We start from the raw sequence: 22,661 nt of genomic DNA on the forward strand, positions 1-22,661 counted from the left end.
GGATCAGGTATAGCAAAGGCTAATTTTTTTGGTTTTTTTTCTTGAACCATACACCCAAACACACGTAATGTATTATTTTCTTTAAGTTCAATATTCAAACTGCAATGATTTCTCTCATCCCCGGCCTTTACTGTTTTTACTTCATTAATAATCGTTAATGCCTTTAAATTTGTTTTTATAGATGACTCAGGTTTAATTTGAGCTGTCATTCCCAAGGTTTGCGCACTAATTAGCTCATAAGATTCCACATTTCCATTCAGGACAGCTGCTGTATCGGGGGCAGTATAAGCCCAACCTAAATCATCATAAGAATTACCACTGAGATAAAATGGAGGAGGAAATTGACTACTGTCAATCACGATATTACCTTGAATTGTTTTGACATTGTTTTTTTTCAAACTTGCAACCAAAGCAATTAAATTAGCTACTGTTAATGAAGGAGAACCGGTAAAGGTAAGATAATAATTTTTCTTTTTTTCAGATAATGTAGTTAAAAAACGAAAATCCGGTTTTAAGTAATAAAGTGCGGCAGCGGCAGTAAATAGCTTTGTACTACTGGCCGGAGTTAATAATTTATTTGCATTTCTACTGTAAATTATTTCCCCGTTTTGTATATCCTCAATAAGCACCCCTACCGTCGCACGAGGTAATTTTTGTTTGATAAGTCCATCAATTTTTTCAGATAATGTTTCTGAGTAAACAACTTGATTGAAAAGAAATAAAGTAAAAATAAACAAATAGTTAAAATATCGCACTATACTTATCTCAAAATACATTAATACGTCTAAATAGCTTCTACTATCCTAGGTTGAAGTGCAAGTCCTAGTTTGTTCCAATTTCTACACTTTCTCTTCACTATTATAAGACATTATACTATTATGTATTTCACTTGCTCTAACAAAATCAATCCTGCTCCTGACACATTAAGTCTTAATCGTTCACTACTTTGGCCAAGACTTACGCTGTCAACATTAGCAAAGACCAAGGTCTCGAATACAACAACTTCTTGTCCTACATAAGTATCATGGACTGCAACCTTATACTTACCTTCCTCCAAACGCACTCCATCTTGACCAGTCCCGTCCCAAGCAAATTGGAAAAAGCCAGGTTTTTGTTGTCCTAAAACAATTGTTTTCATTAACTGACCTGACTCACCGTAAATAGACGCGTTTAAATTGCTTGCTCCTGATGGCATATCAATTGCAATTTTTACATTACCTTCTTTTTCTAATTTAAGGCTATCACTGCTAATCATAACTTTTCGCCCGACTAATGCTGATGCTTGTAATGCCTGATTTGATTGTAAGGAATTCGTCATTTGTTGCATGGAGTCGTGCACATGAGAAATACCGTCCTTAGCACCAAATTGAGCAAACTGTGACAAAAATTCACCCTTAAATGGTGATTGTATAGGGTCATGATTTTGAATCTGGGCTACCATTAAACGCAAAAAATCCTCTTGCGCCAGATTTTTTGTAACTTGTGGCGCAATTTCATTGATGTCTGCATTAGACACTCCATTAGCGACTGTCATAAATACTCTCTTATAATTTACAACATTAAACACAGGTTGTGCCATTTTCCAATAAATGAGAAAATAATGTCACTCCTAATTCCAATTACCAAAGTTAGTGCTAACAATTTAATATAAATTTGAGTGTCAGCTATGTCAAATGATTATGAACTTCCTAACAATTCCATAGAACAGGTAAAAAAATATCTTCTTCAACTACAAAATATGATTTGTAGTTCCATTGAAGATTTAGATGGAGAGGCCCGATTTATTGAAGATGTCTGGCAACGTCCTACTGGTGGCGGTGGAGTTACTCGCATTTTAAACCGTGGTAATGTATTTGCGAAAGCTGGTGTTAATTTTTCACATGTATACGGAGAACAACTTCCAGCCTCTGCAAGTGCTCACCGTCCTGAATTATCAGGCAGAAAATTTAATGCGTTGGGAGTCTCTCTGGTTATTCATCCTGATAATCCTTATATTCCAACCTCACATGCTAATGTTCGTTTTTTTATTGCTGAAAAAGAAGGTTCGCTTCCCATATGGTGGTTTGGTGGTGGATTTGATTTAACTCCTTATTACGGTTTTGAAATAGATTGCCAGCACTGGCATCAAACTGCATTGAATGCCTGCCAACCTTTTGGTCCATCCATTTATCCTAAATTTAAAAAATGGTGTGACGACTATTTTTTTATTAAACATCGCAAAGAAGCACGGGGAATTGGGGGTTTATTTTTTGATGATTATAATGAAATAAGTTTTGAACATAGTTTTTCTTTAATGCAAAGCATTGGGGACCATTTCATTAAAGCTTATGCTCCTATTGTATCTCGTCGTAAATCCCATCCTTTTGGCGCTAAAGAAAAAGCCTTCCAAAATTACCGACGGGGCCGTTATGTGGAATTTAATTTAGTATACGACCGCGGTACATTATTTGGTTTACAGTCTGAAGGAAGAACAGAATCCATATTGATGTCCTTACCTCCTGATGTTTCTTGGGTTTATAACTGGCAACCTGAAGAACATACTGCTGAAGCTAGGCTTTATACCGATTTTCTTCCTCCTCGAGATTGGGTGTAATCACTTATTGGTAGGTTCAGTGATAAGATTGTACTTATATGACTCGTTTCAAATATATCCACGCTAATAATACAGCGACGATATTTAATAAACTCACCATTAAAAAAACCTGAGGGATAGTTGCACTATAATGTAAAAACACCATTACAATAACTGTACCTAAGACCATAAACAGTGAATTGTAAATATTATTAGTTGCAATTATCCGCGCTCTTATTGCTGCAGGACTAGTCACTTCCAAGTAAGTATATAAAGGCACTACAAATAAACCAGAACAAAAAGCTAACATTAATAAATCAAAAGCTATACGCCAATGAAAAAAATGAGTAAAAAAGGTCTGTAAAGTTAATAAAGAATCTTGTAAGGAACTCGCTGCTGGAGAAGCCCAATAAAGGTCGAAAGAAAACCAAGTAAAACCTAGCATTGCAAAAGGAACTATAGAAAGATTCACTTTGCCGCTTAAAATAACATTAGCCATAAGAGAGCCTAAAGCAATCCCTACAGAAAATAAAGCGAGAAATAAGGAAAAAACTGTGGTATCTGCTTTTAAAACATAATGGGTGTAATCCGGTAATTTTGTCATAAAAACCACTCCAATAAGCCAAAACCAGGATATCACTAAAATAGCCAATAAAATTCCAGAATGTTCTACAGCATTTTTTAGCAGCGTAAAAGTAGCTCTCCAAAACCGTAAATCTATTTTTAAATGAGGTAAAGATGAGGGAGCGCTAGGGATAAATAAACTAGCAAATAAACCAGCAAGTGCAACAAATACCACCATAAATATAGCTAAATAAATATTCGCTCCCATGGCTAAAGTACCCATAGTAACCCCAAATAAAATTGCAATGAAGGTACTGGCATTTATTAAGCCTGTGGCACCTAATAAATTGTTCTTTGCTAAATGATCAGGCAGGATAGCGTATTTTATTGGCCCAAAAAAGGCCGAATGTGTTCCCATTCCTGCTAGAGTAAACATCATCCAAAAGATATTTCCATAAAAAAGTGCAAAACCGCCTATGCCCATCAAAAACACTTCAACACATTTAATAAGACGAATTAGTACTGCTTTATCATATTTATCTGCTAATTGACCTGAAGTAGCCGAAAAAAGAAAAAATGGCAGAATAAATAAAACACTTGCCCAAGCCTGATAATATTCTGATTGGGGCTGAACATGAGTCAGCTGATAGCTAATCATCGTTAACATAGTGAGTTTAAAGGCATTGTCATTAAATGCTCCAAAAAACTGAGTAAGAAAAAAGGGTAAGAAATTCCGTTTTTTCAAAAGACCAAGCACATTTTTTTCCATAATTGCTCCAATATTCTGACAATTAGAAATGATTAAAAAGATAATAGAGGAGATAGTAAATGATTTATAAGTTTTGAGCAAAAACAAAGTTTTGCTTTCCAAATAATGTAGATGGTTATAAGTAAAAACAATACCTGAAATCCCATTTATGATTATTTTAAAAACAATTATTGCCTTTTATTGATCGATAATGTATCATTATGGTTTAATTATTTTCCATTTTGTGGCAAGAGCATGTAGATATGTTAGATTCATTAACACAACAAAATCCGTTAAATGATCAACAGGTAATTTTTCATTGAATTTATCATGTGTACACATTTCATCACTAATTGCATTTCTCAAAGTAAAGGAACTAGGCTCTAAGGTAATTTTTTTTGTTGCATCAGCTATGGGAAATTGTGCCGTGGGACTGTCCGCACCTTTTATGTAACATCGAATATAATCAAATAATGTAAGTCCTATTATTGTAACAGTTAAACTTGTACTTAACCAACTGCTAATCCAAAAATTGAAAGTAAAACAATGAGAGCATTAAAATACATATAGTACGTGTGTTACACGAATATATTTGGCTTAAGTCATTAAGAGAGATGAGAATCTAACATTGGAATCAATGCAATAACTTCACGATTTGCTTTAGGAAAATCAGCAGGGTTAAGTTCCTTTTGGCTTACCCATTTCATTGCTAATTGTCCCTCAATGCACAAAGGACTTCCTGAAAATTGGCTGACACAAAAAATAAATAACTGCACTGAATTGTCAGAATATTGGTGATTCACTTCACCAAGAAATTGATAACTAAGAACCTCCAAACCAACCTCTTCTCTAACTTCTCTAATTAAAGCTTGTTCAGGTAATTCATTATCCTCTAGTTTCCCGCCGGGAAACTCCCAACACCCACCATGAGGAGCATGAAGTGGGCGTTGAGTGATTAAAATACGCTGCTGTGTATCAACAATAACTGCTACTGCTACTTTTATCACGATAAACTACCATGGCAAGATTTGTATTTCTTACCAGAACCACATGGACAAGAATCATTTCGTCCTATTTTCTTTTCTTGACGTCTGTAAGTTGCTGTTTGAGTAGTACCTCGTTCCTCATCTAAAGAATTGCCATGATTTAAATTCATCTTGCTTACTTGATCAGCACGACGTTGTTCTTCAACTGCATTAGCATCTGCTTCAGATTGGACTTCTACGGAAGAAATAAGGCGAATCACCTCATATTTTAAATTATCCAGCATACTGGTAAATAAGCTAAACGCTTCTTTTTTATATTCTTGTTTTGGATCTTTTTGCGCATAACCGCGTAAATGAATTCCTTGACGTAATTGATCCATTGCCGCTAAATGCTCACGCCATTGATTATCTAAAGTTTGTAAAATTACTGATTTTTCAAACTGAGACATCACAGGTCTTCCTGCTTGTATTACTTTTTCATTGTAGTGTTCCTCAGCAACAGCAAGAATTTTTTCTTTAATTTGCTCAGGTTGAATATGATGATCCTCTTCAATCCACTGCAGAACAGGAATATTGAAATGAAACTCTTCAGTTAATACATCACTTAAAGCCTTAGCTTCCCATTGGTCTTCCAGACTGTGTGGTGGAATGTAAGTATCGATCAGATTATTAATTACTTCTTCGCGCATCATTTTAATAACATCTGCAGTATCAGCCATTTCCATAATGGTTGCGCGTTGTGTATAAATAACTTGTCGTTGATCATTCGCTACATTATCATAATCCAGAAGTTGTTTTCTAACATCAAAATGATGTCCTTCCAGTTTACGTTGTGCGTTTTCAATCGCTTTAGTTACTAAACTGTGTTCTATAGGTTCACCAGGCTTCATTCCCAAACGACGCATCATGGATGCTACGCGTTCGGAAGCAAAAATTCGCATTAGATTATCTTCAAGGGATAAATAGAAACGACTACTTCCCACATCGCCCTGCCGACCAGAGCGACCACGTAACTGGTTGTCAATACGACGAGACTCATGACGTTCAGAACCAATAATTCTTAGGCCACCTGACTCGAGAACCTCATCATGACGCTTTTGCCATATGCGTTTTACTTCTTCTTTTTTTTCTGCTGGAGCAGTTTCAGGTAATTGTGCTAAATCGGCAGCCAAGCTACCCCCTAAGACAATATCAGTTCCTCGCCCAGCCATATTTGTAGCAATGGTTACTGCTCCAGGTCGCCCTGCTTCAGCAATAATTTGTGCTTCTTTTTCATGAAACTTAGCATTTAAAACCTGATGCTTAATAGCTGCTTTTTTCAAAAGCTTACTTAAGAATTCTGAAGCTTCGATAGAGGCTGTACCCACCAATACCGGCTGCTGACGTGTTACACAATCACGGATGTCATCAATTACTGCCTGGAACTTATCCGTCTGATTTAAGTAAACCAAATCAGACTCATCTTTTCGCATCATGGGCTGATTAGTTGGAATCACCACAACATCAAGGTTATAAATTTGCTGTAATTCATACGCTTCCGTATCTGCAGTTCCCGTCATTCCCGATAATTTATTGTACATACGGAAAAAATTCTGGAACGTAATGGATGCCAAAGTTTGGTTTTCATTTTGAATAGAAACATTTTCTTTAGCTTCCACAGCTTGATGCAAGCCTTCTGACCATCTACGTCCCGGCATGGTACGACCTGTATGCTCATCTACAATCACTACTTGACCGTCATTGACGATGTAATCGATATCACGATGAAACATTGCGTGGGCTTTAAGCGCTGCATTAACATGATGCATTAACATAATATTGCTGGCATGGTATAAACTTTCACCTTGATCCAATAATTTTGCTGCAATCAACAACTCTTCAACATGTTGATGACCTGTATCGGTAAGATGAGCCTGCTTTTGTTTTTCATCAATACTGTAATCGCCTTCACCACCCTCTTCTTCCTGCTTCTTCAAATTAGGAATTAATTTGTTTATTTTAATATACAGTTCAGAACTGTCTTCAGCAGCACCTGAAATAATTAAAGGAGTACGCGCTTCGTCAATAAGAATGGAATCTACCTCATCAACAATGGCAAAATTAAGTTCCCTTTGTACCTTATCATTAAGGCTAAAAGCCATATTATCACGCAAATAATCAAAACCGTATTCATTATTAGTGCCATAGACAATATCACAATTATAGGCTGCCTTTTTTTCACTATGAGACATATCAGGATAAATAACCCCCACAGTCAGTCCCAAAAATTCAAATATGGGACGCATCCATTGGCTATCCCGTTTGGCTAGATAATCATTGACAGTTACCACATGTACACCATGACCACTAATGGCATTAAGGTAAGCAGGTAAAGTAGCAACCAAGGTCTTACCTTCCCCTGTACGCATTTCCGCAATATTACCTTCGTGTAATACCATTCCGCCAATTAACTGCACATCAAAATGCCGCAAACCCAAAGTGCGGACAGAGACCTCGCGAACCGTAGCAAAGGCTTCTGCTAATAATTCATCAAGACTTTCACCCTCCTTAAAACGCGCTTTAAAGTGCTGAGTTTTCGCCAATAATTCGGCATCGGACAGGTCTTTCATTTGTGCTTCAAATGCATTAATGGTCACTACCGCCTTTTCCATATGCCGTAATGTACGCTCATTTCGGCTTCCAAACATTTTCTTAATCAACGTATTCAGCATGACCCAAATAATCCTCTGGAAATTTCAAATTACAAATTTAGTTAATGTACTAAAATTCAAGGAAAAATACCATGAATACCTTTAGATAAATATCAAAAAGGAAGAAGTTAATTGATAAGCACAAAGAAGAATAGAAAATATACTTGTAAACATACCTCTTTATCCACTACTCTTATTTTATAGATTAAATAAAAGGAGGTAGCTATGAAGTTATTTTTCTCAAAAGGTGCATGCTCTTTAGCAACTCACATTATTATTAACGAGTTAGCATTAATATCTGAATATGAAGCTGTGGATTTAATAACAAAAAAAACGGCAACTGGCAATGATTTTTTAAAAATAAACCCTAAAGGTGCTGTACCCACATTGATTACAGGCGATAATAAAACCCTCACTGAAAATGCAATAATTTTGCAATATCTCGCAGATACCAACAATGCAACACAACTATTACCAACACTAGGCGATTTCAAACGATATAGAGTATTAGAATGGCTGAACTATGTGGCAACTGAATTACATAAAGGTTTTGGACCACTTTGGAATCCAGACATGCCACAAGAAATAAAAAACAATTTAGTAATACCATTATTAAAAAAGAAATTTACCTTTATTGACAAACATCTCCAAAATCACAAGTTCTTAAGCGGTGAACATTTTACTTTACCAGATGCTTATTTATTTGTAATGCTATTATGGGCTGCAAATGTCAAAATTGATCTCTCAGAGCTCTTTAATTTATCACGTTATTTTTCTGACTTAAAAAAACGTGACTCAATCCTGAAGTCACTTAAAGAAGAAGATATTGCGCATTACTAGATCCTTTTTTGATTGAAAAAATAAAGAGATATTTGGAGCTATTTATATAACCGCTGATTCAATGTCCAGTAAATAGTGAATTAAATGCTCAAATAATGAAAGATCTTTAGTCTGTAAAATAAGCATTAGTTTCTTTTTCCACTGAGTAGCGCCAGGTAAACCAAATGGTAAATTAAATAGGGGTTTTACTAATAAACTTAACGAAACGCCTTTAGTGTATTCATCAAGTAAATACTCCAAATAACGCATATAAATCTCTCCTCGCTTAAGCTTCTGTACTTTTGGATAAAGAATCTCATGTATTTTCGCGATTTGGTAAGGATTATCGCAAGCCAGACGTCCGAGCATGACGCCATCAACATAGTTCAAATGACTGTTGATTTCGTGGATATTCAGAATGTTTCCATTAATTACCACAGGAATATCAGGAATTTCCTTTTTTATACGATAAACATAATCATAATTAACTGGAGGAATGGTTCTGTTTTGTTTGGGGCTTAAACCATTTAGCCAGGCCTTACGTGCGTGCACAATAATTTTTTGGCAACCTGCCTCTACTATTTGATGTACAAAGTCACTAAATAATTCATAACTGTCATGATAATCAATCCCAATACGTGTTTTTGCAGTAACAGGAATACTTACTACTTCCCGCATCGCCTTAATACAAGCAACTACTTTAGCTGATTCGTTCATCAAGCAAGCGCCAAAATGCCCTGCTTTCACTTTATCACTCGGACAACCCAAATTAAGATTGACTTCATTGTATCCTTCTTGCTCAGCAAGTTTAGCGCATTGCCCTAAAGCATGAGGATCAGAACCACCAAGTTGTAATGCTAACGGATGTTCTTGCGTATTAAACTGTAACGAACGCACTGGATTATTTTGTACAGCACCACAGGTTTGCATTTCGCTATATAAAAGAGCAGAAGGAGCTAGAATACGCATAAAAACACGAAAATGACTGTAGGTCCAGTCAATCATAGGAGCAATTGCTATGGGTGAAATAAGTGTATTTAACGTCATATATTTTTAATTAAAAAAGAGGTAATTATAACTGAAGCGAAGATTTTGTAAAAAAAAATAACCCACCCATTGCCGACTTACCCGCTACTACAGACTAAAACGGAGTGACGAGCTAACATTGCAGGTAACCATTTCTGAGCGCGAACGAAAAGAAATGAACTGCGATGTCGGCGGAGGGACCATTATTGAATGATGACAAATAATCCCAGTTTCTGATTTTGGCTTTTTTGCCCTACTACTCCACCCTATTCATTGCCTGAATCAGCAATTGCAAGCGAGTTCTTCCTTGAAAAAAATTAATATCTAATTTATACGCCACATGTACGTACCGTGCTCTATGATCCGGCCAGGATTGCAGATCCACATTAAAAGCAATAGCATCCAGTTGCTGTCCTCCCTGTTTAGGCAGCAAAGTCATTTTTAAATGATTTGTCCCAACAAGACGCTGATCTAAAATTTCAAATACATTATCAAAAATAGGTTCGGAAAATTGTTGTCCCCAAGGTCCCGCTTGCTGAATTAATTGCGCTGTTTCCATACTCAACTCGACCGGATGTAAAGGACCATCAGTAAATAGCTCCCCTTCACATTGTGATAAATCAAGGTGCTTATTAACTTCAGCAACTAAGGCCTCACGAAATATGGTAAGCGATTGTGAATGAATACTTAAACCAGCCGCCATAGCATGGCCGCCAAATTTGGTAATTAATCCAGGATGATCTTTATCAATAGCAGCCAATACATCACGAATATTTAAATCAGGAACTGAACGTGCTGAACCCTTTAATTCACTCTCGCTGACTTCTGCAAAAGCAATTACGGGACGATGATAGCGCTCTTTCATTCTTCCAGCCAAGATCCCAATAACTCCTTGATGCCAAGTTTTATCAAAAAGACACAAAGCAATAGGTAACTGGTTTCCTTTATACTCATTACTCATAGATAGCTTATCCAAAGCAAGCATAGCCTGCTCTTTCATCTCCATTTCAATTTGCTTTCTTTCTTGATTTAATTCATCCAACTGTTGACAATAATTTCTGGCTTGCTGCAAATCAGAAGATATTAAACATTCGATACCCAAAGCCATATCATCTAAACGGCCTGCGGCATTTAATCTAGGCGCAATAGCAAAGCCCAAATCAGACGCTGTTAATCGTGCACAATCACGTCCAGCAACTTCAATCAATGCCTTAATGCCTTCACGACAATGCCCTTGACGAATTCTTGCCATCCCTTGATGCACCATGATGCGATTGTTTTGATCTAACTCAACCACATCAGCAACAGTTCCCAAAGCAACTAAATCCAGAAAACTGGCCATATTTGGTTCAGGAATTTGCCTTTCACTAAACCAGCCAGCTTGGCTAAGATGTCTGCGCAAAGCCAGCATGACGTAAAAAATTACCCCTACTCCTGCAATAGATTTACTCGGAAAATCACAGCCTTTTTGGTTAGGATTCACAATAGCAATGGCATTAGGAATATTCTCCGCGGGTAGATGATGATCCGTAATTAATACATCAATTCCTAATTGATTTGCCTTATCAACACCATCAAAACTGGCGATACCATTATCGACGGTAATAATTAAATGCGGTTGCCATTTATTGGCTACTTCTACAATTTGTGGCGTTAATCCATAGCCAAATTCAAAACGATTGGGTACTAAATACTCAATAAATTTCGCACCCATCGCGCGCAATGCTGTGATAGCAACTGCTGTTGATGTCGCACCATCCGCATCAAAATCGCCAATGATTAAGATTCGTTGTTGTTGGCGTAATGCCATTTCCAATCGAAAACATGCACTATCAATACCTTTTAAAAGATTAAAAGGTAATAAAGTCTGTAATTGTTTATCCAGTTGTGAGGCCTCAGTAATTCCGCGAGCTGCAAATATTCTTTTTAAAATTTCCGGTGTATTAGGTAAGTTTAGTGTGTGTGTTGGTTGAGGCCGGCATTTAATTAGCATAAATTATTTTTCTCCATAAACGAATGAACCAGCTAGAGTTACTACTGGTGTATGCGATATTATTCCAATACCAATGAACAACTAATTTTTTTAATTCTTCCTGATGCTGTTCACTGAGTATAGAAAATTCAGTGAGCAGAAGAATTTGCTGTTCTTTGAGTTTAATTGATGGGCTATATTTAGTAACATTAGTGCCGCACATTTTTGCCATTGATAAAAAAAATTCATCAGCACAAATCGTTATTGTTTTATCAATAAGTTTTGCATTTCCCCAAGGCCACAAGCCATTCACCCCGGACTGATTTGGCTTAGAAGCAAATAACATTTGGCTTTCAGTAATAAACTTTTGCCAAAATAAGGTGTGATCCAGTTGAGTTAATTCCGACATTAATGACTTACCCAACAATTGCTGCGGAGGTTTTGCTTTTAAAGGATGATTTTCTCGATCACAAAGTAACCACGTTTCTGCATCATGATAGTACAGTCTCCAGCCTTCTGCTCCCAGATAATCAGAGAATAAGTCAAACCATAATTTAGTCTCATCCTCTTGTAACTCTAAATCCTTACCGGTAGCAACAATCAATGCATCATTATGAGTTGCCTGCCAATGCACTGGACTTAAAACCAACCAATTACCTTGAAGCGAGTAAACTCTTCTTAACAAATCAGCTAAAGGGGGATTTTGAGCATCATAACCAAGACAATACAACAAATTAAGTAAAGCCGTTCCTGATGAGGTTAAAGGTTGTACTTCTTGAGGGATAAAATTACATTCTGAATTAATAATAAGGTACATGGCAATTCCTACCAACCAACGTCGCCTGTACTTTATCGACTAACGGCAGTACCTGTTTAATACATATCAATTGATTCATAATATTGACCTCTGTAGTATACTAACAGCAACTATAACTCAATGAACTATTCAAAACCATGCATATTAATCTTGAAGCGACAGAAAGTAATGCAGTGCAAGCTTATAATGATAATCAGATTCAGATTAATTCGATCATTTATGAACAGAGTTTAATAGTTTCCAAAAAAGAACTCATCACTCATGTTGCGATTAAAGATATTCAAGAAATTAATGATCGTTATTTGCAAAAGTTAATGAAGTTTAAGCCGGAAGTTATTATTATTGGTCATAAGAATAGAGGAAAATTTCCCCCCATGTCAATTATGAGTCAATTATCACAGCAACGAATCGGTATAGAGTGCATGTCTATTGGTGCCGCTTGCAGGACTTATAATGTCTTGCTCAGTGAAGGGCGCTCCGTGGTTGCAGGTTTTATTTTACCCTTGCGAAACCTTTAAGTTTCGCAGAAACAAATGAGTTGCATTAATTTCAAAGCTGTCGTCTTGCTTCTAAAACATTAGGGATCTGTGCCAATTTCGCCAACAAACGCGACAAAGTACTCAAACCATCAATATCAATAGTTACAGTAATATATGTCATATTTTCATTCTTGTTACTTTGCGTTTGCAAAGCATATACATGAGCCTTTTCATTAGCAAGTAATGAAGTTACATCTTTTAATAATTCAGCGCGATGAAACGCTTTAATCAAAATATCCACCACATAATTATCACGGGTAGTACTGCCCCAGCTCACTTGTAAAAAGCGTTGTTTTTGGCGTTCACTGGCATGAATAATATTTGGACAATCTTGTCTGTGTACTGAGACTCCGCGACCAATGGTGATGTAACCAATAACTACATCTCCAGGTACTGGCTGGCAACAACGTGCCATAAAGGTTAATAAATTACCTACCCCTTCAATACGCAAATCACTTCCAGTTATTTCAGGTTTAGGCTGATTTTTTACAAATTTTTCCAGATTCAATTCAGAAGTTGACTGTGGCGCAAGCTTATTAATAATTTGCCCTAATTTGATATCGCCACGTCCAACATTAGCATAAAGATCATCTAATTTTTTAAAGTGAAGCATACTCACAACTTCATTGAGTTTGTCTGATTTAATTCCTAAAGATTTTAATTCTTTATCTAATAATTCACGTCCTTCCAAAATATTTCGATCATAATCCTGCATTTTGAACCAATGCAAAACTTTTGCCTTAGCTCGAGATGTTTTTAAATAATTTAAATGCGGGTTAATCCAGTCACGCGACGGTTTAATTTGTTTTCCAGCTAACACTTCAACGCGGTCACCCGTTTTTAATTGATATGTTAAAGGCACTATATGGCTATTAATTCGTGCCCCTCGACATCGGTGACCTAAATCACTGTGAACATGATAAGCAAAATCCAAAGGTGTCACGCCTTGTGGTAAATCCAACACATCCCCATCCGGCGTAAATACATAGACTCGATCTTCCAAAAATTCGCTCATTGTACTTTCAGAAACACCTTTATTACTCGTCATTTCTTTATGCCAAGCCAATACATCACGTAGCCATTCAATTTTACGTTCATGACTTTCTTTATGGGTAATACCTCCTTCTTTATATTTCCAATGCGCAGCTACCCCCATTTCGGCTAAATCATGCATATGAAACGTTCTAATTTGCACTTCAAAAACCTTGCTTTCCTCAGTTTCTACCGCTGTATGCAAAGATTGATAACCATTTGCTTTGGGGTTAAAAATATAATCATCAAATTCAGCAGGAATTTGTTTCCACAAAGTATGAACCATTCCCAATACTTCATAACATTGGGATTCCGAAGGAACAAGGACGCGAACCGCTGTGGCATCATATATCTCATCAAGTGCCACATTCTTGCGTGTCATCTTTTTATAAATACTATGAATGTGCTTTGAACGACCATAAACCGCAAAATGATCAATGCCACTGCATTTAATCTGATCATTTAATTGCACTACAATTGCATTCACAAAACTATCTCGCTCTAGACGTTTTGCCTTAAGTCCTTTGGCTATGGCTTTATAATCATCAGGATGTAAATAACGGAATGCTAAATCTTCCATTTCCCATTTAATTGCTCCTATCCCCAATCTATTGGCTAAAGGAGCATAAATTTCCATCGCCTCAGTAGCAAGCTGTATGCATAATGCATTAGGTAAATTGCCTGCTGCCCTTAAAACACACAAACGTTCTGTTAGTTTAATCAAGACCACTCGGACATCATCAACCATGGCCAATAACATCTTACGAATATTATCGATCTGTTGTTTATTTTGTGGGTATTTATTTAGGGATTGAACATTGTGCATTGCGCTCATACGCTCAATTCCTTTGACAAGTTTGGCAATATTAGGGCCTAATTGCTCTTCCACATCCTCAAGGGATAAGTCAGTATAATGCACATTCTCAAAAATAATTGCGGCGGCTAATGTTTCCTGATCCACTTCCAGATCAGCAAGCATATCAGCCATATTCAAACCCTGTTGTAAACAGGATTGGCCCGTTTCTGTAGCGTGCTCCGTTCCTGATAGTTGGCTTAATGTACAGGCACTACGAATGAGTTCAAGATTATCAAGATAGCCTTTTACGCTCAGCTGATGCAACCACAAATCAACATCAATACTGCCATCAGCAGCTAACGGAACGGTATCTTTTACTCTAACCATAAGTTTTATCCTCTTACAAATAAAGCTATTGATTCAACATGCGCAGTATGAGGGAACATATCCATCACTCCAGATTTCATCAAAACATAGCCTTTTTCATTCACTAAAATATCAGTATCTCTTGCTAAAGTTCTTGGATTACACGAAACATAGACAATGCGTTCTGGGTTAAGGGCATTGATGTGCTTCACCAGTTCCAATGCCCCAGAACGGGGAGGGTCAATTAATATCTTATTGCACTTTTGTTGAATCAACTTCTGCACTTCATCTACATCATCCAAATTAGCCACATAAAAATTTACATTGCTTAGATTATTCATTTTTGCATTCATGTATGCTCTATCAACCATAGTTGCACTACCTTCAACACCAAGCACTGTGGCACAAAATTTAGCCATTGGTAATGAAAAATTACCTAAGCCGCAAAATAAGTCGAGCACAAAATCTGTACTTTTTAAATCCATTAATTGCAACGCGAGTGCCACCATGGAACGATTTAATTCTGCATTTACCTGAGTAAAATCAGTAGGATGAAACAAATAAGTAATTTGATATTCTGGCAAACAATACTTTAAATATTCATTGGCGTTTGGGGGATAAAAACAATACACACTGTCAGGACCACCTGGCTGCAAGAAAATCTTATATTGATATTGCTCAGCAAATTGCTGAATTATAAGCTCATCATGAGCGCTCAATGCTGACAGATTACGGAAAATAAGCCCGATCTCTTCATCACCTGCAGCGACTTCAATTTGGGCGATACACTGTTTATCGTCCATGGAAGCAATCAAATGCCGTAAAGGAATAATGTCTTTATCAAGCTTTGCATTTAACACAGGGCATTGCGTAATCTCAGTAATATAACGTGGATTGTTTCTTTCTCTAAATCCGACCATGGAAGTTTGCTTTTTTTCCACATAACGCACACTTAAACGTGCTTTGTTACGGTAATTCCAGTGCTTGGCAATTAATGGAGGCAATACAGTTTGTGGTTGTGTATGCCCGTAGCGTGAGAGTAAATCCAATAAATGCTCTTGTTTAAAATGAATTTGTTCCCGCTCACTTAGATGCTGTAAAGAACAACCACCACACAGTATGTAATGTGAACATACAGGATCCACTCGCAATGGAGAAGCTTTGATAACAGAGGTTAATCGTCCTTCATCATAATCCTTTTTTACACGAGTATATTGAAATTCAACCACTTCCTCAGGCAATGCACCTTGGACAAAAGTAGCTTTACCATTTATACGTGCCACACCTTTGCCCTCATCACTTAAATTAACTATTTCAACGATTTGCGGGAGAGGATTCAATTTAGTTCGGGTTTTTCGTCTCATGAAAATTCTTCTCGGAAATATATTTTTTTAATCAAGAAAATACAAGGTGCTAAAGGGTATCATACGTCTTTTGTGTTTGCTATGATTTGAGGCTCACTGCAGAGGTCTAAACAAATCAATTATTTAAATCAGGACTTCATCCTTTTTTATACTTATTGAATTATCACACTCATTAAGAACATATTTATGGTTAGCAGGCTTTAATAATGTTTGTGACAAACATAGAGTAAAGATACTTAATGGAAGAATACAGAGTAAGTCAAAAGGAAAATGCAAAAATCCTATGCCGCCGAAAGCACCTAAATAAGAGATAAGCAGTATGCCTATCATATAAAATATAAACCAACCCAGAAGCAAACCATTATCTAAAGAGCTTCTGCGATGAGCCAAAAAATAAAGAGTAATACCTATTAATAACGCAACATCGAGTTTCCAAATAATTGCAAAACTACACCAATACAACATTAAATTACAAAAATAAAAAGCACTATGCGAACAAAACAAAGCACCAGAAAGTTTAAAAGGACGCAATGTATCAGGCTGTAATTTTCGCATTGCTAATAGACAAATAGGGCCTATACAGTAGGAAAGAATACTGGCAGAAGAAAGAAAAGCAACCAGTTTTTGCCAGCCGGGAAATGGCATAAAAGATAACATACCCACTACTAAATTAGTATAAAGAGTAACATAAGGAATTTTATAACGATTCACTTTTAAAAATATTTTTGGCAAATGTTTATTTTGTGCCATTCCATAAAGAATTCGTGATGTAGCCGCGGTATAAATCAAGGCTGTACCAAAAGGAGAAAATGAAGCGTCAATCATTAACAAAGTAGCGACCAACCCCAATCCTAACAGGAGCGCTAATCCTACCAAAGGCGCACTATCTCCTGGATAAATTAATCCAGACCAACCATGTATTAAGTATTTTTGTGGAACGGCTGCAATAAAGCTTAATTGCAAGAGAAAATATAAAACAAAGCCAATTAAAACCGCTCCCAAAATAGCAATTGGAATACTTCGTTGCGGATTTCTAACTTCTCCTGCCAATATTAAACCATTTTGAAATCCAGTAAAAGCAAAAACTATACCTCCTTCTGAAAGTGCTGCAAAAATACGAACCCAATTGTCTTTATCCCATAAATCAATGGAAACATTGTCCATCGTGGGGGCAACATGCAATAAAGAAATAATTGCAATCGTAGGTAGAATGAATTTAATAAAACTTGCATACTTATTACATTCAACCAATAACTTTATACCATATGAGTTTAATAAAACAACAAAGAGCATAATAGCAGCAGCCGCAAGATAACCATAGGCCGAAAGCTGAAGTGTTACTGAATTACCGGCAACAAATATTGGAAAAAAATGACTCGTATATTGAAGAATCGCCTGTATTTCAATTGGAGTCATAACAACATAAGATAGCCATGAGGTCCAGGCAAATAAAAAACCAACCTCTTTTCCATGAGTAAATGTCGGATAATTTGACATTCCTCCCGAAATGGGAAACATAGTGCCTAATTCACATAATGGTAATGCAATAAAGAGCATAAAAATTGTCGCAATAACCCACGAAACAAGTGAATTACTGCCCGCTATTTGCGCACTAATATAAGGGCTAAATAACCATCCTGAACCTACCATTCCTCCAGCTGCAGCAATTAAAACATTGGTTGTTGTGATATCACGTCTTAACATGAAAAATTCCTTGTGGCTGGAAAGCATTCATCTTAGGATGTTTTTCTACGCTGCATGATTGCTGAGAAAAACTCAGGTTTATTAAGCCCTATGGAGGAAAATATTTGCGGGACTCGATCCCAAGAGCCTTCTTGTTCAATGCTTGCTACAACTAATTCAAACCCAGCATTTTTATCTGTCTCTACTCCCCAACCATTAATAAAGCAAAGCCCTCTTAATCTTTTTGCTTCAATGTGACCTAAAACCACCGCAGCAGATAAATAGGCATGAGCATCTTCATAAAATTGTAGGCATTTTTTATTATTCACTTCACTGTTAAAAACACCTTCTCTTTCCAGCTCTTCTCTGAATTTTGCGTCATCAAGAAGTATTTTCCCTAATTGATAATTTGCTTCTGCATCATCAAGGCTTGCAGCTGCTCTAAGACACTCTTCATACATAATCGATGCATGAGGAAATTTCTTATTGCCAATCCTCTTCTTATAGATAGTTGCCAATTCAAAATAATAGGCGATTTCTTTTTTCAACACTTCATCAGTAGGTTGATTATTTACGCGATTTGCTTGTAAGGATTTTAATTTTTTAACAATTTTTTTGATTTTCCAATGCGTTAACATACAAAACTCCTGTGATAAATCACTAAGCGGTTGATTGAATCAAATATTGCAATAATAAAAGTATAACAACAATAGCAATCATTAAACCAAGAATTTTACCCCCTAAACTTACAGATTCTTTTATTTGTTTCTGTAATTGGTCGTCAGACATCTTAGATCCTGATTGCGAAGGAATACCCAACCTTTGTTTATCCAAATGCTGAGAAATAAAATAACAGATAAGGCCAGTAATGACACAAGGAACGAAAAAGATTAACCAGATGAAAAACTTACTGCCCGCAGAAGAGTAATGATAATCATCCTGATACTTTGCCAAAAGATTAAAAATAAAATCAGGAATAGGGTAACTTAATTGCCAAAGGAAATAAGGCAAAATATATAAGCAAAAAAAGAATAAACCCAAACTTATGACCAGACAACTGATTCCCGTGATAAACAATTTGCTATTACCTTCAAATCCATTGGATTGCATATTTCCCTTTGAAAAAGTGTCGTATTATAGATTAAGATAGCAGATGACTATAAATATGTATACTTACTACAATCTAAGGTAAATCATGAAACGCTATGTTTTTATGCTTTCAGACGGAACAGGAATTACAGCAGAAACACTGGGAAACAGTTTAATAACTCAATTTGAAAATATTGCTTTTGAACGCCTCACTATTCCTTATATTGATTCAATGGAAAAAGCAGAACGTGTCGTTTTGCAAATTAATAAAGCATTCAGAGAATCTGGCGTCAAGCCCTTAGTATTTATGACTTTAGTGAATAAAGAAATACGAAATCATTTTTTTAAAGAAGCAATTGCCCGTGTTTTTGATTTATTTAATACCTTTATTGGGCCTTTGGAACAAGAACTTAATGAAAAGTCATCTTATACTGTCGGTCGAACTCATGGTGTGATTAATAATAAATTTTATTTACATCGGCTTGAAGCCATCGATTTTGCTTTATTGCATGATGACGGAGTTAAAACTCGCGGTTATGGTAAAGCCGACATTGTTCTCATTGGTGTTTCTCGTTGCGGAAAAACACCCAGTTGCTTATACATGGCTCTACAATATGGAATTCTCGCAGCGAATTATCCCTTTACTGAAGAAGATATTCTTAACTTTAAATTACCCGAAGTATTAAAGCCCTATAAACATAAACTTTTTGGTTTAACAATCGATGTCACGCGATTACATCAAATCCGCTCCGAACGTAGACCAAATAGTAACTATGCTTCTGTAGACCAATGTCGCTTGGAGGTTAATGAGGTTGAGGCTATGTATCAAAAGGAAAAAATTCCTTATATTAATTCAACCAGCTATTCTATTGAAGAAATCTCTACAAAAATTTTGGACTCTGCTGGTTTACAACGTAAGATATAATATGATTGCTTATCTGAAAAATCGATTAAGTTTTTAGCAAAGTTTCTTCCAAAGTTTTTTATTTGCATCCTATGATTCATTTATATACAATAAGTCATTTTTTAGTTTTAAATAAATTTATTATGATGCTCTAGAGGGTCGGCCGGGATTCTGACGAAAAGGACCGATTAATGCTCAATTTTAATTCAATCTATATTCAACCCTTAATTTCTCTTTATTCATGCTCAATGGAAACACGCCATATCGGTTGATATGTCCTCCACGATATGGGGATAAAGCCTTTTTCATGTTATCGGTAACATCAACTCCTTCTTCAGTTAATTCATTGATAACATTAGTTATGTTCGCTACAACATGAAGCATTACAGCATTTGCAGCAAGCCGTCCGAAATTAATGGTTTTTTTCTGATTGGCTCGCAAATTATCTTCAATAATCCCATCTCGGCCAAATGAAACCCAGTCAATGAAATTATTGAATTCCTCACTTTTGCAGGTTGCAGACTGAATAACGCGTCTTAAATCTATATCATTGATATAACTGAGCAGAAACATAGTCCTGACAACACGTCCCAATTCACGAAAGGCTTGGTATATTTTATTTTTTCGACTTTGAGTACACAGCTTTCTTAAAATTGTGGAAGCTTTTATTTTACCGCTTCGAATCGACATCACCACACGCAACATATCGTAGTAATGCGCTTCAATCAAACCCCAATCAATTTTTTCATTGGTAAAAATACTTTCTATATGCTCAAACTCAAATCCGTCATTCACAACGGGCTTGTAATATTTTAAATGTTTGAAGTTCCTGATTCTTGGCATAAGCTGTATTGCCAGCAGGTAGGCAAAAGCAAATACCACTTCACTTTGTGCACCTGTATCACCGTGAATTGTTGTTGGTTGAATGTCCGATTCATTTTCAATAATTCCATCAAAAATATAGGTTGCTTCATATACTCCGCAAGGAATGAAGTTGCTGAACAAGGCTATATATTACTTTGCCCATATTGAGGTAATTTTTTATTGCAAAAGTCATGCACTTTAGGCAAGGTAATGCTACTTGGGTCTTTTTTGAGTTAAATATATGAAAAAGCGCTTAAATAGTTTTAAAACTAGGAAATGTAATTGAACCTCATTTTATTAATAACTATAATAATCCCAGTCTAAAAATAATTATAAACTTGTATGGTAAATAAAATTGAAGAAAGGATGAAATCGCTAGGCATTAGGCTCCCAGAAAATAATCCTCCTGCTGCAAATTATCAACCTTTTATTAAAACGGGTAATCTTGTTTTCATTTCAGGACAAACTTGTAAGTGGAATGGAATCTTGCAATATAAAGGCAAGGTTGGAAAAGATTATAATTTAGAAGAGGGGAAACAAGCCGCTCATTTATGTGCCTTAAACCTCTTATTGCAGATAAAAAATGCTTGTGATGGTTGCCTTGATAAAATTAAGCAATGTATCCGCCTCAATGTATATATCAATACGACAGATGATTTTGAAGATCATGCAAAAATTGCTGACGGGGCATCCGATTTAATAGTACATCTATTTGGCGAACGTGGTAAACATGTAAGAACATCTCTAGGTTCAAACAGTTTGCCGTCACAAAGCACAGTAGAAATAGACGGTATATTTGAGATTGAAAATGACTTATAACCCTTTATTGCCTCAAGTAGTAGAAGAGGCTTATAAACGAATTTCTCCACACATAAAAAGAACCCCAATTTTACAATCCCAATTACTCAATGGATTTCTCAAACATGATATCCGATTTAAAGTAGAAGGGTTACAAACTACCGGTGCTTTTAAGGCAAGAGGGGCGCTCAATACTCTCATTTCTCTCAAGGAACAACATGGCATTCCCAATGAAATAGTGACTTTTAGCTCTGGAAACCATGCTCAAGCGGTAGCTTGGGCTGGTCGAAAGCTTGGTGTCAAAACTACTATTTTTCTTCCGGCCTTTACTTCAAAAATAAAACAGCAGGCCACAATTAGTTATGGAGCAACTGTTATAAATACTGAAAATCGCATTGAAGCAGAAGAGCGTACTGCTGAAATGGCGAGTAAAGGTGCCTATTTTATACACCCTTATGACAATGATATGGTAATCGCAGGACAAGGCACCGCTTGTTTCGAAGCACTTCAAGATTTTAAGCCGAATGCGATATTTGCCCCTTGTGGAGGCGGTGGCTTATTATCTGGCACTTTTTTAGCCACACAAGTTCTGTCTAAAGAATCGCTTGTTTTTGCCGGCGAACCAGCCCAAGCAAATGATGCAACCTTGTCTTATCGTGAGGGAAAGATTATAGGTTTTAAAGACTCTCCTCCTACCATTGCAGATGGTGCAAGAGCACTTACAATCTCAGAGCGTACTTTTCATTATTTGAAGCAACTAAATGGTTTTTATGAGGTGTCTGAATTAGAAATACACTATTGGACACAGTGGCTTATACACCTTCTTAAGATAGCTGTAGAACCAACGTCAGCTCTAGCAATGGGCGCAGCCTATAAATGGATTTTAGAGCAATCAGAGCCACAAAAAATATTAATCCTTCTTTCAGGAGGAAATATTGCACCGGAAACCTATCAAACCATATGGAAAGAAAATCATTTAGAAAATAATCCCAGCATTTTTTGAAATATCCCTAGTCGTTTATTATTTAGAAG

The 22,661-nt window shown here is 36.3% G+C and carries 20 protein-coding genes; 6 read left to right on the forward strand and 14 right to left on the reverse strand.

Annotated elements, in window-relative coordinates; all coding sequences use genetic code 11:
* Positions 1 to 776, reverse strand: a 776-nt coding sequence (dacB, locus tag WA877_RS08035) for a D-alanyl-D-alanine carboxypeptidase/D-alanyl-D-alanine endopeptidase (protein ID WP_425170398.1), incomplete at its 3' end; no start/stop codon positions are given.
* A 92-nt stretch (positions 777 to 868) separates the two neighbouring features.
* Entirely contained in the window at positions 869 to 1,534 is a 666-nt protein-coding gene (locus WA877_RS08040) for a flagellar hook assembly protein FlgD (protein WP_425170399.1), read from the reverse strand.
* A 132-nt stretch (positions 1,535 to 1,666) separates the two neighbouring features.
* On the opposite strand from WA877_RS08040, the gene hemF reads away from it, so the two are divergent.
* Positions 1,667 to 2,593 (forward strand): oxygen-dependent coproporphyrinogen oxidase, encoded by a 927-nt coding sequence (gene hemF, locus WA877_RS08045; protein ID WP_425170400.1) that lies wholly within the window; start codon positions 1,667 to 1,669, stop codon positions 2,591 to 2,593.
* Positions 2,594 to 2,627: 34 nt separating this feature from the next.
* On the opposite strand, the gene WA877_RS08050 is transcribed toward hemF, so the two are convergent.
* The 3 genes from WA877_RS08050 to secA all read right to left on the reverse strand — a co-directional run bounded on the left by WA877_RS08050 (position 2,628) and on the right by secA (position 7,581).
* Positions 2,628 to 3,905 (reverse strand): MFS transporter, encoded by a 1,278-nt coding sequence (locus WA877_RS08050; protein WP_425170401.1) that lies wholly within the window; start codon positions 3,903 to 3,905, stop codon positions 2,628 to 2,630.
* Positions 3,906 to 4,489: 584 nt separating this feature from the next.
* On the reverse strand, positions 4,490 to 4,888 hold the full coding sequence (gene mutT, locus WA877_RS08055) for an 8-oxo-dGTP diphosphatase MutT (protein ID WP_425170417.1): 399 nt from the start codon (positions 4,886 to 4,888) through the stop codon (positions 4,490 to 4,492).
* Positions 4,888 to 7,581 (reverse strand): preprotein translocase subunit SecA, encoded by a 2,694-nt coding sequence (secA, locus tag WA877_RS08060; protein ID WP_425170402.1) that lies wholly within the window; start codon positions 7,579 to 7,581, stop codon positions 4,888 to 4,890. Before secA ends, mutT begins: the two co-directional genes overlap by 1 nt.
* Before the next feature lie 204 nt (positions 7,582 to 7,785).
* Here secA and gstA point away from each other — a divergent pair, with 204 nt between their 5' ends.
* Entirely contained in the window at positions 7,786 to 8,400 is a 615-nt protein-coding gene (gene gstA, locus WA877_RS08065; protein ID WP_425170403.1) for a glutathione transferase GstA, read from the forward strand.
* A 42-nt stretch (positions 8,401 to 8,442) separates the two neighbouring features.
* On the opposite strand, the gene dusA is transcribed toward gstA, so the two are convergent.
* From dusA to WA877_RS08080, 3 genes are all read right to left on the reverse strand, one after another.
* The gene (gene dusA, locus WA877_RS08070; protein WP_425170404.1) at positions 8,443 to 9,426 is read right to left on the reverse strand and encodes a tRNA dihydrouridine(20/20a) synthase DusA; all 984 of its coding nucleotides are present in this window, start codon (positions 9,424 to 9,426) and stop codon (positions 8,443 to 8,445) included.
* Between the two features lie 235 nt (positions 9,427 to 9,661).
* Positions 9,662 to 11,398 carry a single-stranded-DNA-specific exonuclease RecJ gene (gene recJ, locus WA877_RS08075; protein ID WP_425170405.1) on the reverse strand — a complete coding sequence of 579 codons (1,737 nt, stop codon included), beginning with the start codon at positions 11,396 to 11,398 and terminating at the stop codon, positions 9,662 to 9,664.
* Positions 11,388 to 12,194 (reverse strand): hypothetical protein, encoded by an 807-nt coding sequence (locus WA877_RS08080; RefSeq protein ID WP_425170406.1) that lies wholly within the window; start codon positions 12,192 to 12,194, stop codon positions 11,388 to 11,390. The genes recJ and WA877_RS08080 overlap by 11 nt, the downstream gene beginning before the upstream one ends.
* A 137-nt stretch (positions 12,195 to 12,331) precedes the next feature.
* Here WA877_RS08080 and WA877_RS08085 point away from each other — a divergent pair, with 137 nt between their 5' ends.
* Positions 12,332 to 12,712 carry an Mth938-like domain-containing protein gene (locus tag WA877_RS08085; protein ID WP_425170407.1) on the forward strand — a complete coding sequence of 127 codons (381 nt, stop codon included), beginning with the start codon at positions 12,332 to 12,334 and terminating at the stop codon, positions 12,710 to 12,712.
* A 31-nt stretch (positions 12,713 to 12,743) separates the two neighbouring features.
* Here WA877_RS08085 and relA read toward each other — a convergent pair whose 3' ends face one another.
* The 5 genes from relA to WA877_RS08110 form a co-directional block, all read right to left on the reverse strand.
* Positions 12,744 to 14,948, reverse strand: coding sequence for a GTP diphosphokinase (relA, locus tag WA877_RS08090; protein ID WP_425170408.1), 2,205 nt, complete (start codon positions 14,946 to 14,948; stop codon positions 12,744 to 12,746).
* 5 nt (positions 14,949 to 14,953) lie between these two features.
* The gene (gene rlmD / locus WA877_RS08095; RefSeq protein WP_425170409.1) at positions 14,954 to 16,291 is read right to left on the reverse strand and encodes a 23S rRNA (uracil(1939)-C(5))-methyltransferase RlmD; all 1,338 of its coding nucleotides are present in this window, start codon (positions 16,289 to 16,291) and stop codon (positions 14,954 to 14,956) included.
* A 123-nt stretch (positions 16,292 to 16,414) separates the two neighbouring features.
* Complete coding sequence (locus tag WA877_RS08100; RefSeq protein WP_425170410.1) at positions 16,415 to 17,995, reverse strand: APC family permease; 1,581 nt, start codon at positions 17,993 to 17,995, stop codon at positions 16,415 to 16,417.
* Positions 17,996 to 18,027: 32 nt separating this feature from the next.
* Positions 18,028 to 18,612, reverse strand: coding sequence for a hypothetical protein (locus tag WA877_RS08105; protein WP_425170411.1), 585 nt, complete (start codon positions 18,610 to 18,612; stop codon positions 18,028 to 18,030).
* Between the two features lie 22 nt (positions 18,613 to 18,634).
* Positions 18,635 to 19,084, reverse strand: coding sequence for a hypothetical protein (locus WA877_RS08110; RefSeq protein WP_425170412.1), 450 nt, complete (start codon positions 19,082 to 19,084; stop codon positions 18,635 to 18,637).
* 85 nt (positions 19,085 to 19,169) lie between these two features.
* Between WA877_RS08110 and ppsR the strand changes: the two genes are divergently transcribed.
* Positions 19,170 to 19,988, forward strand: coding sequence for a posphoenolpyruvate synthetase regulatory kinase/phosphorylase PpsR (ppsR, locus tag WA877_RS08115; RefSeq protein WP_425170413.1), 819 nt, complete (start codon positions 19,170 to 19,172; stop codon positions 19,986 to 19,988).
* 180 nt (positions 19,989 to 20,168) lie between these two features.
* On the opposite strand, the gene WA877_RS08120 is transcribed toward ppsR, so the two are convergent.
* Positions 20,169 to 20,972, reverse strand: coding sequence for a Tn3 family transposase (locus tag WA877_RS08120; protein ID WP_425170414.1), 804 nt, complete (start codon positions 20,970 to 20,972; stop codon positions 20,169 to 20,171).
* Between the two features lie 225 nt (positions 20,973 to 21,197).
* On the opposite strand from WA877_RS08120, the gene WA877_RS08125 reads away from it, so the two are divergent.
* On the forward strand, positions 21,198 to 21,650 hold the full coding sequence (locus WA877_RS08125; RefSeq protein WP_425170415.1) for a RidA family protein: 453 nt from the start codon (positions 21,198 to 21,200) through the stop codon (positions 21,648 to 21,650).
* On the forward strand, positions 21,640 to 22,632 hold the full coding sequence (locus tag WA877_RS08130; protein ID WP_425170416.1) for a serine/threonine dehydratase: 993 nt from the start codon (positions 21,640 to 21,642) through the stop codon (positions 22,630 to 22,632). Before WA877_RS08125 ends, WA877_RS08130 begins: the two co-directional genes overlap by 11 nt.
* Positions 22,633 to 22,661 lie beyond the last annotated feature (29 nt).

The sequence above is a fragment of the Legionella sp. genome, from assembly GCF_049790535.1.
Classification (GTDB): domain Bacteria; phylum Pseudomonadota; class Gammaproteobacteria; order Legionellales; family Legionellaceae; genus Legionella.

Excerpts from the sequence above, each read along its gene's own strand:
- WA877_RS08040 (WP_425170399.1), bottom strand. The coding sequence starts at position 1,534 with ATGACAGTCGCTAATGGAGTGTCTAATGCAGACATCAATGAAATTGCG.
- hemF (WP_425170400.1), top strand. The coding sequence starts at position 1,667 with ATGTCAAATGATTATGAACTTCCTAACAATTCCATAGAACAGGTAAAA.
- WA877_RS08050 (WP_425170401.1), bottom strand. The coding sequence starts at position 3,905 with ATGGAAAAAAATGTGCTTGGTCTTTTGAAAAAACGGAATTTCTTACCC.
- secA (WP_425170402.1), bottom strand. The coding sequence starts at position 7,581 with ATGCTGAATACGTTGATTAAGAAAATGTTTGGAAGCCGAAATGAGCGT.
- gstA (WP_425170403.1), top strand. The coding sequence starts at position 7,786 with ATGAAGTTATTTTTCTCAAAAGGTGCATGCTCTTTAGCAACTCACATT.
- dusA (WP_425170404.1), bottom strand. The coding sequence starts at position 9,426 with ATGACGTTAAATACACTTATTTCACCCATAGCAATTGCTCCTATGATT.
- recJ (WP_425170405.1), bottom strand. The coding sequence starts at position 11,398 with ATGCTAATTAAATGCCGGCCTCAACCAACACACACACTAAACTTACCT.
- WA877_RS08080 (WP_425170406.1), bottom strand. The coding sequence starts at position 12,194 with ATGTACCTTATTATTAATTCAGAATGTAATTTTATCCCTCAAGAAGTA.
- WA877_RS08085 (WP_425170407.1), top strand. The coding sequence starts at position 12,332 with ATGCATATTAATCTTGAAGCGACAGAAAGTAATGCAGTGCAAGCTTAT.
- relA (WP_425170408.1), bottom strand. The coding sequence starts at position 14,948 with ATGGTTAGAGTAAAAGATACCGTTCCGTTAGCTGCTGATGGCAGTATT.
- rlmD (WP_425170409.1), bottom strand. The coding sequence starts at position 16,291 with ATGAGACGAAAAACCCGAACTAAATTGAATCCTCTCCCGCAAATCGTT.
- WA877_RS08100 (WP_425170410.1), bottom strand. The coding sequence starts at position 17,995 with ATGTTAAGACGTGATATCACAACAACCAATGTTTTAATTGCTGCAGCT.
- WA877_RS08105 (WP_425170411.1), bottom strand. The coding sequence starts at position 18,612 with ATGTTAACGCATTGGAAAATCAAAAAAATTGTTAAAAAATTAAAATCC.
- WA877_RS08110 (WP_425170412.1), bottom strand. The coding sequence starts at position 19,084 with ATGCAATCCAATGGATTTGAAGGTAATAGCAAATTGTTTATCACGGGA.
- ppsR (WP_425170413.1), top strand. The coding sequence starts at position 19,170 with ATGAAACGCTATGTTTTTATGCTTTCAGACGGAACAGGAATTACAGCA.
- WA877_RS08125 (WP_425170415.1), top strand. The coding sequence starts at position 21,198 with ATGAAATCGCTAGGCATTAGGCTCCCAGAAAATAATCCTCCTGCTGCA.
- WA877_RS08130 (WP_425170416.1), top strand. The coding sequence starts at position 21,640 with ATGACTTATAACCCTTTATTGCCTCAAGTAGTAGAAGAGGCTTATAAA.